This window comes from Pararhizobium sp. LjRoot255 (assembly GCF_964252905.1).
Lineage (GTDB): Bacteria > Pseudomonadota > Alphaproteobacteria > Rhizobiales > Rhizobiaceae > Pararhizobium.
In genome coordinates this window covers 3,640,518-3,657,008 of record NZ_CAXUPQ020000001.1, presented here as the reverse complement: position 1 = coordinate 3,657,008, position 16,491 = coordinate 3,640,518, and the positions used below count along the sequence as shown (strand labels likewise).

Annotated in this window: 10 protein-coding genes; 7 read left to right on the top strand and 3 right to left on the bottom strand. The window is 61.5% G+C overall.

The genetic code is table 11. The features are described 5' to 3' along the window. Positions 1 to 5 precede the first annotated feature (5 nt). Positions 6 to 1,901 carry a SurA N-terminal domain-containing protein gene (locus ACSQ2W_RS17530; RefSeq protein ID WP_436087401.1) on the bottom strand — a complete coding sequence of 632 codons (1,896 nt, stop codon included), beginning with the start codon at positions 1,899 to 1,901 and terminating at the stop codon, positions 6 to 8. Positions 1,902 to 2,282: 381 nt separating this feature from the next. On the opposite strand from ACSQ2W_RS17530, the gene ACSQ2W_RS17525 reads away from it, so the two are divergent. Further along, a complete protein-coding gene (locus tag ACSQ2W_RS17525; protein ID WP_436087400.1) occupies positions 2,283 to 3,929 on the top strand; it encodes a Na/Pi cotransporter family protein in 1,647 nt (548 codons plus the stop codon). Between the two features lie 3 nt (positions 3,930 to 3,932). Here ACSQ2W_RS17525 and ACSQ2W_RS17520 read toward each other — a convergent pair whose 3' ends face one another. Next, the gene (locus tag ACSQ2W_RS17520; RefSeq protein WP_436087399.1) at positions 3,933 to 5,678 is read right to left on the bottom strand and encodes a hypothetical protein; all 1,746 of its coding nucleotides are present in this window, start codon (positions 5,676 to 5,678) and stop codon (positions 3,933 to 3,935) included. Between the two features lie 185 nt (positions 5,679 to 5,863). On the opposite strand from ACSQ2W_RS17520, the gene glmU reads away from it, so the two are divergent. The 4 genes from glmU (at position 5,864) to ACSQ2W_RS17500 (ending at position 10,435) form a co-directional block, all read left to right on the top strand. Beyond that, positions 5,864 to 7,219, top strand: coding sequence for a bifunctional UDP-N-acetylglucosamine diphosphorylase/glucosamine-1-phosphate N-acetyltransferase GlmU (gene glmU / locus ACSQ2W_RS17515; protein ID WP_436087398.1), 1,356 nt, complete (start codon positions 5,864 to 5,866; stop codon positions 7,217 to 7,219). Between the two features lie 159 nt (positions 7,220 to 7,378). Next, a complete protein-coding gene (glmS, locus tag ACSQ2W_RS17510) occupies positions 7,379 to 9,205 on the top strand; it encodes a glutamine--fructose-6-phosphate transaminase (isomerizing) (RefSeq protein WP_436087397.1) in 1,827 nt (608 codons plus the stop codon). Continuing rightward, positions 9,202 to 9,708 carry a GNAT family N-acetyltransferase gene (locus tag ACSQ2W_RS17505; RefSeq protein ID WP_436087396.1) on the top strand — a complete coding sequence of 169 codons (507 nt, stop codon included), beginning with the start codon at positions 9,202 to 9,204 and terminating at the stop codon, positions 9,706 to 9,708. The genes glmS and ACSQ2W_RS17505 overlap by 4 nt, the downstream gene beginning before the upstream one ends. Before the next feature lie 10 nt (positions 9,709 to 9,718). Next, a complete protein-coding gene (locus ACSQ2W_RS17500) occupies positions 9,719 to 10,435 on the top strand; it encodes a DUF502 domain-containing protein (RefSeq protein WP_436087395.1) in 717 nt (238 codons plus the stop codon). Here the strand turns inward: ACSQ2W_RS17500 and recG are convergent. Continuing rightward, positions 10,422 to 12,524 (bottom strand): ATP-dependent DNA helicase RecG, encoded by a 2,103-nt coding sequence (recG, locus tag ACSQ2W_RS17495; RefSeq protein ID WP_436087394.1) that lies wholly within the window; start codon positions 12,522 to 12,524, stop codon positions 10,422 to 10,424. The genes ACSQ2W_RS17500 and recG overlap by 14 nt on opposite strands. A gap of 116 nt (positions 12,525 to 12,640) precedes the next feature. Between recG and ACSQ2W_RS17490 the strand changes: the two genes are divergently transcribed. Next, positions 12,641 to 12,958 (top strand): succinate dehydrogenase assembly factor 2, encoded by a 318-nt coding sequence (locus ACSQ2W_RS17490; RefSeq protein WP_436087393.1) that lies wholly within the window; start codon positions 12,641 to 12,643, stop codon positions 12,956 to 12,958. Continuing rightward, complete coding sequence (gene mfd / locus ACSQ2W_RS17485) at positions 12,955 to 16,464, top strand: transcription-repair coupling factor (RefSeq protein ID WP_436087392.1); 3,510 nt, start codon at positions 12,955 to 12,957, stop codon at positions 16,462 to 16,464. Before ACSQ2W_RS17490 ends, mfd begins: the two co-directional genes overlap by 4 nt. The last annotated feature ends 27 nt before the right edge of the window (positions 16,465 to 16,491 follow it).

Here is a 16,491-nt window from a genome sequence, read left to right as displayed (position 1 = left end):
TTGTTTTACCGCTGCTGCGCCAGGGCGAGGTCTGCGAGCTGCTGATTGATCGTCACACCGTAACCCTTCTGAAGCTCGCTGACCATCTGATCGAGGATGTCGTCGCCGCTGGCCTGGGCGATGGCGTTGATCTGCCGGTCGTCATTGTCGAGTGCGTCGCCGGGATTGCTGTCGTCCACTTCCGTGACCTTCAGCAGGATCTGGCCCTCGCCACCGACGCCTGGGGCATTGGCAACGAGACCGTTTGCGCCGCCGAAGGCGGCAGTGACGGCAGCGGGGCTCAAGGCCGCATCCTCTGTGGAACGACGCAGTCCCGATTTGCTTTCGACAGCGATGCCAAGTTCGGCGGCAATCGCCGCCAGCGTCTCGCCCTTCTCGACCCGGCTCTTCAGTTCAGATGCCTTGGCGGCGAGAGCCTTGCGCTGCTGTTCCGCCGTCCAGTCGGCGACAACCTTTTCACGGGCTTCGTCGAGCGTCCGGTCGCGCGCAGGCGTGATCTCTTCCACGTCGAACCAGACATAACCGTCGCGGCCGAGATTGACCGGCAGGGTTTCCGCCCCGACCTCCGCCTTGAAAGCTTCGTTCAGCAGGGTCTTCGCTTCGGGAATGCCGGCAATTTCCTCGCCTTCGGCATCATTGCCGCGTGCGTCGACGGCGTTGAGGACGACGAGCTTGAGGTTGGTCTGGCTGGCCGCCTCCTGCATGGACGCGCCGGAAACGCGGGCATCGTCGAATTTGTCATGAATGGCCATGATCTCGTCGCCGGCGTTGGCCAGCGCCAGTTCCCTGCGCAACTCTTCCTTCACGTCGTCGAAACCACGAAGGCTTTCCGGCTTGATGTTGGTCACGCGCAGGATGACCGGGCCGAAGGCGCCATCGATGACCGGTGTGGTCTGGCCGTCCGCTTTGACAGCAAAGGCGGCATCACCGAGCTTGGTGTCGGGCATGCGGTCGCGGGTGAAGTCGCCGAGCAGGACGTCGCTGGCGGTCTTTCCGGCTGCTGTTACCAATTGGTCGTAGCTGGTGCCTGTGGACAGTTTGACTGCCGCAGCGTCAGCTTCTGCACGTGACGGGAAGGAGAGCTGCTCGACGGTGCGTGTTTCCGGCGTCCGGAAGCTGTCCTTGCGTTTGTCGTATTCGGCGCGGATTTCTTCTTCGGTCACCGATGCAGGATCGGCGATGTCGGAGGGTTCCAGTTTCACATAGCTGATCTTGCGGAATTCCGGCGCGCGGTAGTCTGCCTTGTGACTTTCAAACCAGGGCTTCAAGACTTCGTCGGATGGAGCCTTGACCGGATCGATGTTGGCATTCGACAGCAGCAGATAGTCGATCGTGCGTGTCTGATTGCGGTATTGGCGCAGCGCATCGCCCAGCACCTTCGGCGGGGTATAGCCGTCGGACAGCGCTTCGACGATCTGCGAGCGCACGGCAACCTGGCTGCGATTGTTGATGTAATCTTTCTCGCGCAGTCCGGCGTTGCGCAGCACGCTCGAGAAGGTCAGGCGGTCGAACTGGCCGTTGACGCCGCGAAAGGCCGGGTCTTCGCTGATCAGCGTTGCCAGGCGGTCCTGGGACAGGCCGAGGTTCATGTCATTGGAAAGCTGGTCGAGCGTCGCGCCCGCCACGAGCTGCGAATAGACCTGCGCTTCGACGCCGAATGCCTTGGCCTGCTCGCGGCTCAGGCGCGTGCCGAACTGCCGGGAAAGTTGGGCGACCTGGCGTTCGTAGGCGAGGCGGAAATCGCTCGGAGACACCTTGACGTCACCGACCGTGACCACCGCATCGGACGTGCCGGTGACAAGCGACGTGGATACACCCCAGACACCGAAAGACACAACAAGAAGGGCCATCAGCCCTTTGACAACCCAAGTCTGGGCGCCTCTTCTCAGGATTTCAAGCATGGGACTGCATACCTCGTCGCAATTCAGGCCGCCGGACGGCTACCGGTTCGTTCCTTAGAGCAATCCGGCGCGGAATTGAAGGGTCGAAACAAGCAAAAAAATCGGCAAAACGGGACTCCGGTCAGCGAGAAATGGCGTGGGGCCAACGGCGGCGCTCGCGGCTGCGCATCGATCGCTTTCCAGCCGGCGCTTGGCTTTCGCGCTGCCTGCCGTTGCAAGGCTCCTTGATGTCGGAATTATTAGCCGGCAATTGAAAAATATCTGTCACAATCCGCCTTTGAACGCGTGATCGTGTGCCTGAAGCTGCTAATGTTGATCCACCAGAGTATGCCGACTCGCCTTGTCGCGGAGCAGACTTGGCGGGAAAGCCGGAGTGCCGATATGGAATCGACCGTCATCATGATCAATCTGTTCGGAGCAGTCGCGCTGCTGCTCTTTGGCCTTTCCCAGGTCAAGGAGGGAGCGACACGGGCCTTCGGTATCAGGCTCAGGACGGGGCTTGCCCAGGGTACAAGTGGGCAGGCGCGCTCGTTTCTGGCAGGCTTCGTGGCGACGATCGCACTGCAGAGTTCGACTGCGACGGCGCTGATGATCGCTTCATTCGTCGAAAAGGGGCTGGTGCGCGCACGGATGGCCCAAATCGTGTTGCTCGGCGCCAATGTCGGCACGGCGGTGACTGCCTGGATCGTCGCAACCGGTGTCGACTGGCTTTCGCCGTTGCTTATTCTAGCAGGCGTGATGCTGTATCGGGCAGGGCGGTCAAGCGCCAAGCAGGGAGCCGGAACGGCACTTGTCGGCATCGGTTTGATGCTGTTGTCGTTGCATCTGCTCGGGCTTGCGACGGAGCCGATGCGGCAATCGCCGGCACTCGCCACGTTCCTCACCATGCTCGACACGGCCTGGCCCGTCGCGCTGCTTTTTGCCGCCGCTCTGGCTTTTATTTCCTCATCGAGCCTGGCCGTGGTCGTTCTGATCCTGTCGCTCTCGTCCGCTGGCATTCTGTCTTCGGGCTTGACGATCGCGCTTGTGCTTGGCGCGAATCTAGGCGGCGCAATCCCGCCTTTCATCGCCACGTTGTCTGCCTCGGCATCCGCCCGTCGCGTAACGGCCGGCAATCTGGCCGTTCGCGCCATCGGCTGCGCCATAGCATTGCCGCTTGCCGCGCCCGCCGCGGACGTCCTTCAGACGCTTTCTCTTTCTCCGGCAAAACTGCCGGTCGATATCCACCTGCTTTTCAACATCGCGCTCGCCATTGCCGCCTGGCCGTTCTCGTCGCTGTTATCGGGCACCATGCTCCGGCTCATTCCGGACGAGCCCAAAGCGGAGACGGGACCACTCTACCTCGATGACCGCGCGCTCACGACGCCAGTTATCGCGCTCTCGGGGGCTACCCGCGAGGTGTTGCGCGTCGGCGACCTGATAGAGACCATGCTGATCGCAACCATGAACGCCTTTAATCACAATGACCTCAAAGAACTTGAGGACGTTGGGAAACTCGAGAAGCAGGTGGATATGTTGCAGCAGGAGGTCAAACTCTACCTGTCCCGGCTTGGACGCGGCGGCTTGAACGACGAGCATGGCCGGCGTTCCATCGTCATCATCGACTATGCGATCAACCTTGAGCATATGGGCGATATCGTCGAGAAAGGCCTGACCGTACAGGTGAGGAAGAAGATCGACAACGGGCTGAAGTTTTCGGAGGAGGGCTATCAGGAACTGAAGACGCTCTTCAACCTGACGATCGATAACCTGCGTATTGCCCAGACTATCTTCGTCACCCGGGATGCCGATCTCGCGCGCCATTTGATGGAGGTGAAAGTCGATGTCCGCCACATGGAGAAACGCTCATCCGAGCGGCATCTGGAGCGTCTGCGCGACGGTCGCGCCGATAGCCTGCAGACGAGTTCGCTGCATCTCGATATCCTGCGCGACCTCAAGCGTATCAATGCGCATATCGTTTCCGTCGCCCATCCGATTCTCGACGAGGGCGGGCTTTTGACGGAGAGCCGGCTGCGGCTGCCGCGATAAGGATCAAGGTCGGGCGGCAAGCCCGTTGCGCACGAAGGCGTCGAAACAGGGTGTCAGCGTGATGCGGCGGTGACCGGCGGCAAGGGCCGGCTGGTAAAGTTTCAAAAGCTTCAACCGCGCCGCGGTCGGCGGGCAGGTCGGGTAAAGGGCGAGATCGACCGAGCCGACGGAGTCACGCATGCGCTGATCCGGCGGCGGTACGGCGCGATAGGGATCGGCGCCGATGGCGATGTGTTTGGGCGCGTGGCGGTCCATCAGCCAGGGGAAGGGATTGGTGAAATCGATCGTCATGATTGTCTCGAACCGGATCTTGTTAGCGGTCTCGTAGTTGCCAATCGCCGAGATGGCGCCATCGACCGTCTGAAGCCAGAGTGCCTGAAAATCCATGTCGCTGTGGAGCAGGAAAGAGGGAAATTCGCCGGCGGTGGCTAGTGCTTCGTAGGTTGCGCGGTAGTCAACATAGTGCGTGTGTAGGCGTTCCGCCCGCAGGCTGACGATGTCGCGAACGCCGACGGCGCCCATGCCTTTCAGGTGCCGGTTTTCGAGCGGCGCGGTGTTGACCGCGCCAATCCAGGCGCGCGCCGCTTTTTGGGCAATCGTGATCGCAGGCGCCAATGCGACGCCCGATGCGACGACTGCAATCACTGCAAAAGCGGCGGAGGGGCCTTTGCGCCGGTAGCTTTCGAGCAGAATCGCGAGCAGCAGAGGCCAGAGGAAAATGAAGGCCTGGCTGCCGGTATTCTGGCTTTCGAAGAGAAGGCCCGCGACGACGAAACTTGCCAGCCAGAAAAAGGATTGGTTGGCGACATCGCCTAGCGACGCAAAACCTGGTTTCGCGGCAAAGGCCCGGACCTTCTCGAGGAACGGGGCAAACTCATTGAAGAACAAGACCAAAGCGAGGATGCCGCAACCGAGCATCACACCGAAATTGATCGATGCAGCCTGCAGCAGACGCGGCAACAGGCTGTCGTCGTTGATCAGTACCAGCGACAGGATGTCGGCGGCATAGGCGGAGACGACACCGCTGGCGATTTCAAGGAGACCTATCGTTACCAAAAATACTGTTGCGGCCACGAGCGCCGCGCGCAACGGCAAGCGCCCGGCCAGAAACGCCATCAGGCAAAGAACGCCTCCCGCAGCGACCCCGGTCACCTTGGTGAAGAGGAGGGCGAGCATTGAAAGCGCGGTGATCGCCGCCAGTATTTGCCAACTGCGCGCGAAAACGAGAGCCGCGGCAAGGACGTAGAGCAGCTGGCAAATCTGGCGGTTATAGATGCCGAAACCGTCTGAACCGGGATAGGGGTAGAATTCCCCTGTGTTGAAGGGCAGCAGCGAAAAGAACAGGAAGGGGAGAAGCAACGCGTAGCTGATGGCAGGCGATTGCTTCTGCACGTCCCGGACAACCAGCGCCATCAACGGCACGGTCACTGTCATCATGGACCAGCTGGACAACAGCAGCGCGTGGCCGTTTGGAAACAGGTAAAGCCACCCGGCAAAGAGATGGTAGCCGAGCCCGCCGACCGGGGCAAAGAAGTCGATGGAGGGGATCTGGCCATCAAAAATCCGGTTTGCCGCATCGAGATAGATATAGTGGTCCCAGTACATCGGGCCGATCGGCATGACGAGGGTTCCGATCAGTGCCATCGGCAAGCAGGCGACCGCCAGTGCCAACACGATCAGCGGCTGGCGGGCAAGTGTCGCGCGAAACCCGTATTGCTTGCTCGAGAATGTTGTGTCGGAAGCCTGCATCTTTGGTATCATTCCCGGCCATCTAGCCGTCAAACACGATCGTCGTGCATTTATGACACCGTCGGGTTTTATCCCGGTTAACAGTACCGTACCGGATTATGTTCCTTGCAATATCTTCCTGCTATGTAACGGGCAGAATCGTGCCGGCTGCGAAGACGAAAGCCATGAAAGCGGGAGAATTTGGGATGACACGAACATGCCTGGCGGTGATTTTGGCAGCGGGCGAAAGCACCCGGATGAAATCGTCCATGTCCAAGGTGTTGCACCCGGTCGGCGGCCGCTCAATGATCGCGCATGTGGTCGAATCGCTTGTCGATGCCGGCATTTCGTCGGTCGCGCTGGTGGTCGGGCGGGACGCGGACTCTGTCACGTCGGCTGCGAACCGCAGTGACATCGAGATTTCGGCCTTCCTCCAAACCGAACGCCTTGGAACTGGGCACGCCGTTCTGGCGGCGAAGGAGGCGATCGCCAAGGGATATGACGACATCCTGGTCGTTTTCGGCGACACGCCGCTGATCACGGCCGCACCGCTGATGGCCGCCCGAAAGGCGCTGGCTGAGGGCAATGACGTCGTCGTCATCGGCTTCCAAACAGCCGATCCGACCGGCTATGGCAGGTTGATCGTCGAGAACGGCGAGCTGCAGGCCATTCGCGAGCAGAAGGATGCGTCCGAAGAGGAAAAGCGCATCACCTATTGCAATGGCGGTCTGATGGCGATCAATGGCGAGATGGCGTTGGACTTGCTTGACAAGATCGGCAATGTCAACGTCAAGGGCGAGTACTACCTCACCGACATCGTCGAGATCGTTCGCGCCGGCGGAGGCAAGGCCATCGCGGTAGAGGCCCCCGAGGCGGAACTGATGGGCTGCAACAACCGCGCCGAACTAGCCTTGATCGAGGCGGTCTGGCAGAAACGCCGCCGCCACGAATTGATGGTCTCCGGGGTCTCGATGATCGCGCCCGAAACCGTGTTCCTCGCCTTCGACACTGAGATCGGCCAGGACGTGACGATCGAACCGAACGTCGTCTTCGGCCCCGGCGTCACCATTGAAAGCGGTGCCGTCATTCACGCCTTCTCCCATCTGGAAGGCGCCCATGTCAGCGCCGGCGCAACGGTTGGTCCTTATGCGCGGTTGCGTCCTGGCGCCAATCTTGGGCGCGATTCCAAGGTGGGCAATTTCTGCGAGGTGAAGAAGGCAGAGATCGGCGCCGGCGCCAAGGTCAACCACCTGACCTATATCGGCGACGCCTTCGTCGGCGAGAAGACCAATATCGGCGCGGGCACGATCACGTGCAATTATGATGGCGTCAACAAGCACGTCACCCGCATCGGCACGAACGTCTTTATCGGTTCGAATTCCTCTCTCGTTGCACCGGTGTCGGTCGGCGACGGCGCGCTGGTCGCATCCGGCAGTGTGGTGACGGAGGATGTCCCGGCCGATGCGGTTGCTTTCGCGCGCGCGCGTCAGGAGATTAAGCCGGGGCGGGCGAAAATCCTGCGCGAGCGTTATCAGGCCGAAAAGGCTGCCAGAAAGAAATGACAGGTTGCCGCGCCACGGTTAAAACCTGAAATCGAAAGTGAGTTCGGGCCGATTGTGCATTTCGCTAAATTCGGTACCAAGCGGCATATCAAAATGGACACTTTGGCTGGCGTATGCAACGCGCCCGTCTCACGAAAGAAATTGCGGAGAAGAACAGATATGTGCGGCATCGTCGGTATCGTTGGAAATCAGCCTGTCTCCGAGCGCCTCGTCGATGCCCTGAAGCGGCTCGAATATCGCGGCTATGATTCCGCCGGGGTCGCAACGATCCATGACGGCGTTCTCGATCGCCGCCGCGCCGAAGGCAAGCTGGTCAACCTCGAAACGAAGCTGCGCGCCGAGCCGCTGGCTGGCAAGACCGGCATTGCGCATACGCGCTGGGCGACGCACGGCGCGCCGACCGAAAGCAATGCCCATCCGCATTTCACCGATGGCGTCGCCGTCGTCCACAACGGCATCATCGAGAATTTCTCCGAGTTGAAGGACGAGCTTGCCCATGCAGGCGCGACTTTCAGCACGCAGACCGACACCGAAGTCGTGGCGCAACTGCTCGCCAAGCTGATCCGGGACGGACTGAGCCAGAAAGATGCGATGCGGACCATGCTGCGCCGGGTCACCGGCGCCTATGCGCTCGCCGTCATCTTTCAGGATGCGCCGGGCACGATCATGGCCGCCCGCAGCGGTCCGCCGCTGGCTGTTGGTTTCGGCAAGGGGGAAATGTTCCTCGGTTCAGACGCGATCGCTCTCTCGCCCTTCACCAATGAAATCACCTATCTCGTCGACGGCGACTGGGCGGTCCTGACTGCGGATGGTGTCGAGATCCTCGACCATGACGGCAAGCAGGTCGCGCGCCCGCGCCAGGTCTCCGTTGCCGCGGCCTACATGGTCGACAAAGGCAATCACCGCCATTTCATGGAAAAGGAAATCTATGAACAGCCGGAAGTGATTTCGCACGCGCTCGGCCACTATATCGACTTCATCGAGAACAAGGTGAACCCGATGACTTCGGCGATCGATTTCGCCAAGGTTCCGAGCCTTGCCATTTCCGCCTGCGGCACGGCCTATCTCGCCGGCCTCGTCGGCAAATACTGGTTCGAGCGTTACGCCCGCCTGCCGGTCGAAATCGATGTCGCTTCGGAATTCCGCTACCGCGAAATCCCGCTGTCGCCGCAGTCTGCCGCTCTGTTCATCTCGCAGTCGGGCGAGACGGCCGACACGTTGGCGTCATTGCGATACTGCAAGGAACATGGCCTGAAGATCGGCGCCGTCGTCAACGTCAAGGAATCGACGATTGCGCGGGAGTCCGATGCGGTCTTCCCGATCATGGCGGGTCCGGAGATCGGCGTCGCGTCGACCAAGGCCTTCACCTGCCAGCTCTCCGTGCTGGCAGCGCTCGCGATCGGCGCCGGCCGGGTACGCGGAACCGTGTCGGAGGCCGAGGAAAAAGTGCTCGTCCGCAGCCTTGCCGAAATGCCGCGCATCATGGGCAAGGTCCTGAACAGCATTCAGCCGACGATGGAGAGCCTGTCGCGTGAACTGTCGAAATGCAAGGACGTGCTCTATCTCGGCCGCGGCACAAGCTATCCGCTGGCCATGGAAGGCGCGCTGAAGCTCAAGGAAATCTCCTATATCCACGCCGAGGGCTACGCCGCCGGTGAATTGAAGCATGGCCCGATCGCCCTGATCGATGAAAACATGCCCGTCATCGTCATAGCGCCGCATGACCGGTTCTTCGAAAAGACGGTGTCGAACATGCAGGAGGTCGCGGCGCGTGGCGGCCGCATCATCTTCATCACCGACGAGAAAGGTGCCGCAGCCTCCAAGCTGGAGACGATGAGCACGATCATTCTGCCAAGCGTCGATGAGATCATCGCTCCAATGATCTTCTCGCTGCCGATCCAACTGCTCGCCTATCACACCGCCGTCTTCATGGGCACCGACGTCGATCAGCCGCGCAATCTCGCCAAATCGGTCACCGTGGAGTGATGATACGGCCTGAAAATCCGGGTGACGTCGGAGCGATCCATTCCCTGACGCGGGAAGCCTTCAAGGATCATCCCTACAGTGACGGCACGGAGCATTTCATCGTCGATCGCCTGCGCAATGCCGGCACGCTCAGCCTTTCGCTTGTTGCCGAGGTTCAGGGTGAGGTGGTCGGCCATATCGCCTTCTCACCTGTTGAATTTTCGGACGGTTCGGCGGGATGGTTTGGGCTCGGTCCCGTGTCGGTCTTGCCGTCGCATCAGAGGCAGGGTATCGGCGGCGCCTTGATCCGCAGAGGGCTGGAAATGTTGCGGGAACGGGCAGCGGCAGGGTGTGTCGTGGTGGGCAATCCCGAACTTTACCGCAAGTTCGGATTTCAGAACGACCCGCAGATCACATTCGCTGATTGTGCGCCGCAATATTTTTTGGCGCAGCCCTTGTCGTCCACGACGGCCTCCGGCATGGTGACATATAATGTGGCTTTTTATGGCGGCGTAGACGGATAAACGGAGCGGTATGACGGACAAACAGGCACGTGGATTTTTCGCGACACGGTTGAGGAATTATTTCCTGACCGGGGTGATCATCTGTGCGCCGCTTGCCATTACCGTCTGGATCACCTGGTCCTTCATTCTCTGGGCCGACAGCTGGGTGAAGCCCTATCTGCCGTTCGACTACAATCCGGACAATTTCCTGCCCTATCCGGTTCCCGGTTTCGGACTGCTGACCGCCTTGCTACTGATCACGCTGGTCGGTTTCTTCACCGCCAACCTGATCGGCCGCAGCATCGTCGGCTTCGGCGAATCGCTTCTGGTTCGCACACCGCTGGTGCGCTCGATCTACAAGGGTTTGAAGCAGATATTCCAGACTGTGCTGCAGGATCAGTCGAACTCGTTCAAGAAGGCAGGCCTGATCGAATATCCAAGCCCCGGTCTCTGGTCGCTGGTTTTCATTGCGACGGATGCCAAGGGTGAAATCGCCGTCAAGTTCAGGGAGCGCGGTCTCGATATGGTCACGGTTTTCCTGCCGCCAACCCCCGTGCCGACGGCCGGATTTCTGATTTTCGTGCCGCGCGAAAAGATCGTGCCCCTCGACATGAGCCCAGAGGACGCCGCCAAGCTGCTGCTCTCCGGAGGACTGGTGGCGCCTGACTATCTGCCGAAGGCATTGCAGGTGCCGGAGGAGATGGTGCCAGCGGCGACCAAACGTGGCAAGTTCTTCAGCCGGCTCTGAGAAAGCGGATCGCCTCGTCACGCCGGTAGAGATAAAGCAGCGTGCGCAACGCGGCACCACGTTCCGATGTCAGTTCCGGGTCGCGCTCAATGACATAGGCTGCATCCTTGCGGGCGATTTCGAGCAGATCGCCATGCGCCTCGAGGCTGGCAATGCGAAAGCCGGGCGTGCCGGATTGACGTGTCCCAAGCAATTCGCCTTCGCCCCGCAGTTTCAAATCTTCCTCGGCAATCAGGAAGCCGTCTTCGGTTTCCCGCAGGATCGACAGCCTCGCCCGGCCGTTTTCGCTCAAAGGTCCCTTGTAGAGAAGAATGCAGGTCGACGCCTCGTCACCACGCCCGACGCGACCGCGCAACTGGTGCAGCTGCGCCAGCCCGAATCGCTCGGCGTGCTCGATCACCATGATCGTCGCATCGGGCACGTCGACCCCGACTTCGACGACGGTCGTCGCCACCAGAAGCCGGATCTCGCCATTCTTGAAAGCGAGCATGACCGCGTCCTTGTCTGCGCCGTTCATGCGGCCGTGGACAAGGCCGACCTCTGAGCCGAAATGGCTTTTCAGAGTCTGGAACCGCTCGTCGACCGACATCAGCTCGGAGGCGTCCGATTCCTCCACCAGCGGACAAATCCAATAGGCCTTCTTGCCCTCGGCGAGCGCCGTATGCAGCCGCGAGACGATTTCTCCCGTTCGCTCGGTCGATACGGTCACCGTCTGGATCGGCTTGCGACCAGCCGGCTTTTCCGTAAGCTTGGAAACATCCATGTCGCCGAAGGCGGCCAGCACCAGCGTGCGCGGGATCGGCGTGGCGGTCATGACCAGCATATGCGGCGAAATCCCCTTGGCGGTCAGCCGCAGCCGCTGATGGACACCGAAACGGTGCTGCTCGTCGACGACGGCGAGCAGCAGATTTTTGTAAACGACAGTATCCTGAAACAATGCGTGGGTGCCGATGACAAGCTGCGTTTCGCCCGAGGCGATGCGCTCCAGAATGGCGTCGCGCTCGCGGCCCTTGGTGCGGCCGGTCAGGACATCGATGGTAACACCGGCCGGTGCGGCCATTTTCGAGAGCGTAACGAAATGCTGCCGGGTAAGGATTTCCGTCGGCGCCATCAGAACAGCCTGGCCAGCCGCCTCGACGGCCGCCAGCATCGACATCAGCGCCACCGCCGTCTTTCCCGAGCCGACATCGCCCTGCAGCAGACGCAGCATCCGATCCGTTCCCGCCATGTCCTTCAGGACCTCGCCGATCGCTGTCGCCTGGCTGGCGGTCAGCGAAAAGGGCAGGGCGTCGCGCACCGGCTTGCTGAGTTTCCCGGTTGCATGCACCGGCGTGCCGGCGAGCTTGCGCAATCTTTGGCGGACGAGCGACAGGGATAGCTGCCCGGCCAGAAACTCGTCATAGGCAAGCCGACGGCGGGCGGGCGCCTGCGGGTCGATATCGGTTTCGTCGCGCGGTTCGTGAAGGGCAAGGAAACAGTCGCGGGCTGAGGCAAAGCTCTGTTTCTCCAGAAGAGCGTCTTCGATCCACTCGGGAAAATCGGGGATACAGGGCAGGGCCGCCTCGATCGACTTGCGCAGCATACGGGCCGAAAGGCCCGCGGTCAGAGGATAGATCGGCTCGACCAGCGGCAGGTTTTCCGCTTCCGCCGCCCGCACCATGTAATCCGGATGCACCATCGAGGGGCGGCCGTTGAACCAGTCGATTTTGCCGCTGACGGTTACGGTCTCGTCGACCGGTAGCGCCTTCTCCAGCCAGTTTCCCTTGACGCGGAAGAAGGTTAGCGCCAGTTCGCCCGTGTCGTCGTGCAGGAACACGCGGTAGGGCTGGCTGGTTCTGGGGGGCGCCGGCTGGTGCCGGTCGACTCGGCCCGTGATCGTGACGATAGCGCCCTGCGCGGCGCGTGCGATACCCGGCTGATGCCGCCGGTCGATGAGCGAATGCGGCGCATGGAAAACGAGATCGATCACCCGGCAGTCGTCGATGCTTTCGCGCCCCAGCAACCGCGCATAAAGCTCGCCCGCTTTCGGGCCGATGCCGGGAAGCGAATTCAGGGGGGAGAACAGGGGATCGAGAAGGGCCGGGCGCATACGGCCAGAGTGAAACGAGGATTAGGTCTTTGGCAAGGCTGACAATCGTCTTTTCAGCGTTTATAGAGCCACTGCAAGGCGCGCTCACAACGACGCGGCGGCAGGAAGGACTTCTCATGACGGGCATCACACGCACGAGCGCCGATCTTGATCCGCGCCGCAGACGCATCCTTTTTCGTGCCTGGCATCGGGGCATCAGGGAAATGGATCTCGTTTTCGGTCAGTTCGCCGACAATGAACTTGCAGCTCTCGCGGATACGGACCTTGACGAGCTCGAAACCATCATGGCGGAAGAGGACAACGATCTGGTCAAGTGGATCATCGGCGAGAGGCCGGTGCCGCAACACTACCGGACCCCCTTGTTTGAACGCATTGCTTCGTATCGTCCGGATTTCGACAAGCTTCCCGCCGACGGGAATAAAGACGATCGATGATTGCCGGATTTGACCCCAATAAAGTTGCGCGCGCGACCCGCGAACTGACGATCGGCCCGGTGCCGACCGGTGTCGAGCCGCTGATCCTTGCCGAGCTTGCCCGCGCCAATGGACCGGTCGCTTACATCCTGTCGGACGGCCAGCGCATTGCCGACTTCGAGCAGATGGTCGGCTTTGCCGCGCCGGACATTCCGGTGCTGACATTGCCCGGATGGGACTGCCTGCCCTATGACCGCGTATCGCCCAGCGCCGATACCTCGGCCCGGCGTCTGGCGACGCTGAGCGGCCTGATCGCGCATGCGAAGAAGCCGCATCCGGCCATCGTGCTCGTCACCGTCAATGCAGCCCTTCAGAAGATGGCGCCGCAGGAGGTCATCGAGAGCCTCGCCTTTTCCGCCCGGCCGGGTAACACAATCCGAATGGACGATGTCGCCGCGCGGCTTGGACGCAACGGCTTCGAGCGTGTCGCCACCGTTCGCGAGGTCGGTGAATATGCCGTGCGCGGCGGCATCCTCGATGTCTTCGTTCCCGGCAGCGACGAACCGGTGCGCCTTGATTTCTTCGGCGACACGCTCGAATCGATCCGTTCATTCGATCCCGCCAGCCAGCGCACCACCGGCCAGGCCCGGTCGCTCGACCTCAGCCCGATGAGCGAGGTGTCGCTGACGCCCGATACGATCAGCCATTTTCGCAAGCAATACCTGTCGATGTTCGGCGCGGCGACCCGCGATGATGCGCTCTATCAGGCGGTTTCCGAAGGTCGGCGCTATGCCGGCATGGAGCATTGGCTGCCGCTGTTCTACGACCGGCTCGATACCGTGTTCGACTATCTTGCCGGCTTTCATATCGTCACCGATCACGTCGCTCGCGAAGCCGCCGCCGAGCGCGTCAAGCTGGTCAAGGACTATTACGAGGCCCGCCAATCCTCCGCTGCGCCGGGAAAGGCTCAGATATCGCAGGGCACACCCTACAAGCCGGTGCCGCCGGAGTTGCTCTACCTCGGTGCTGAAGACTTCAATGCTGCACTGATCTCGCGCAACGCCGTTCGCCTCTCGCCATTCAGCGAGCATGAAGGCGAGGCGCGGCAGGTTATGACCGTCGATGCGCGGCTGGGCGTGCGATGGGCGAAGAATGCGACCGAAGGGACGAGCGACGCCGAGCGGGTCAACGTGTTCGACCAGACCGTCAAGTATATCGCCGACCGGCGCGCCAAAGGCGACAAGGTGCTGATTTCAGGCTGGTCGGAAGGGTCGCTCGACCGTCTGCTGCAGGTGCTGGCCGAGCACGGGCTTGCGAACATCAAGCCCGTGAAGGCGCTTTCGGAATTGAAAGCTCTGAAGCCGGGGGAGGCGGCCTCCGCCGTTCTGAGCCTCGAGAGCGGGTTCGAGATCGGCAATCTCGTCGTCATCGGCGAGCAGGATATTCTCGGCGACCGAATGGTGCGCCGTTCAAAGCGTCGCAAGCGCGGCGCCGATTTCATTGCCGAGGTCGCTGGCCTTGACGAAGGCAGCATCGTCGTCCACGCCGAGCACGGGATCGGCCGCTTCATTGGCTTGCGTACCATCGAAGCCGCAGGCGCGCCGCATGCCTGTCTCGAGCTTGTCTATGCCGACGACGCGAAACTTTTCCTGCCTGTTGAAAATATCGAGCTTTTGTCACGCTACGGATCGGAAGGCTCTGACGCGATCCTCGACAAGCTCGGTGGCGTTGCCTGGCAGGCGCGCAAGGCGAAGCTCAAGAAACGCCTGCTCGACATGGCAGGCGGTCTGATCCGCATCGCCGCCGAGCGGCTGACCCGGCATGCGCCGGCGCTGACCACGCCGGACGGGCTCTATGACGAATTTGCCGCTCGCTTCCCCTATGACGAGACCGAAGACCAGCTAAACTCGATCGAAGCGGTGCGCGAGGATCTCGGTGCCGGCCGGCCGATGGACCGTCTCGTCTGCGGCGACGTTGGCTTCGGGAAGACCGAAGTCGCGTTGCGCGCCGCCTTCGTGGCCGCGATGAACGGCGTTCAGGTGGCCGTCGTCGTGCCGACGACGCTGCTTGCTCGCCAGCATTTCAAGTCCTTTACCGATCGTTTCCGCGGCCTGCCGGTGCGCATCGCCCAGGCCTCGCGCCTCGTCGGTTCGAAGGAACTGGCGCTGACCAAGAAGGAAGTCGCCGAGGGCAAGACGGACATCGTCGTCGGCACGCATGCACTTCTAGGCGCCTCGATCAACTTCGCCAATCTCGGCCTGTTGATCATCGATGAGGAACAGCATTTCGGCGTCAAGCACAAGGAGCGGCTGAAGGAGCTGAAATCCGACGTGCATGTGCTGACGCTGTCGGCAACACCAATCCCGCGCACGCTGCAACTGGCGCTGACCGGCGTGCGCGAGCTGTCGCTGATCACCACGCCGCCGGTCGACCGCATGGCGGTGCGCACCTTCATCTCACCCTTCGATGCGCTGGTGATCCGCGAAACATTGATGCGCGAGCATTATCGCGGCGGCCAGAGCTTTTACGTCTGCCCGCGCCTTGCCGATCTCGCGGAAATCCATGATTTTCTCAAATCCGACGTGCCGGAGTTGAAGGTTGCCGTCGCCCACGGCCAGATGCCGGCGACGGAGCTCGAGGACGTCATGAACGCCTTCTACGAAGGCAGTTACGATGTGCTGCTCTCGACCACGATCGTCGAATCCGGTCTCGACGTGCCGACAGCCAACACGCTGATCGTGCATCGCGCCGACATGTTCGGCCTGGCGCAGCTCTATCAGCTGAGAGGCCGCGTCGGCCGCTCCAAGGTGCGCGCTTTTGCTCTGTTTACGCTGCCGGTCAACCGGACGCTGACCGGCACGGCCGAGCGCCGCCTCAAGGTGTTGCAGTCGCTCGATACGCTGGGCGCCGGCTTCCAGCTGGCAAGCCACGACCTCGACATTCGCGGCGCCGGCAACCTGCTCGGAGACGAGCAGTCCGGCCATATCAAGGAGGTCGGCTTCGAGCTCTATCAGCAGATGCTGGAGGAAGCCGTTGCCGAGCTGAAGGGTGACGAGGAGATCGCCGACAGCGGTTGGTCGCCACAGATTTCCGTGGGAACGCCGGTGATGATCCCGGACGACTACGTGCCGGACCTGCATCTGCGCCTTGGCCTCTACCGCCGTCTCGGCGAAATCACCGAGCTTTCCGAGATCGACACCTTCGGTGCGGAGCTGATCGACCGCTTCGGCCCGCTGCCGCTTGAAGTTCAGCACCTACTGAAGATCGTCTACATCAAGTCGCTCTGCCGCACGGCCAATGTCGAAAAACTCGATGCAGGGCCGAAGGGTGTCGTGGTGCAGTTCCGAAACCGGGAATTCCCCAATCCCGGCGCGCTCGTCGGCTATATCGCCAAGCAGGGCATCATGGCGAAGATCCGCCCCGACCACAGCATCTTCTTCCAGCGCGACTTTCCCACGCCGGAAAAACGGCTGGCGGGTGCCGCCGTTGTCATGACGCAGTTAGCGGGTCTGGCGAAGGGCACCTGAGCGCCAAGCAAAAAAGCCGCGCAAGGT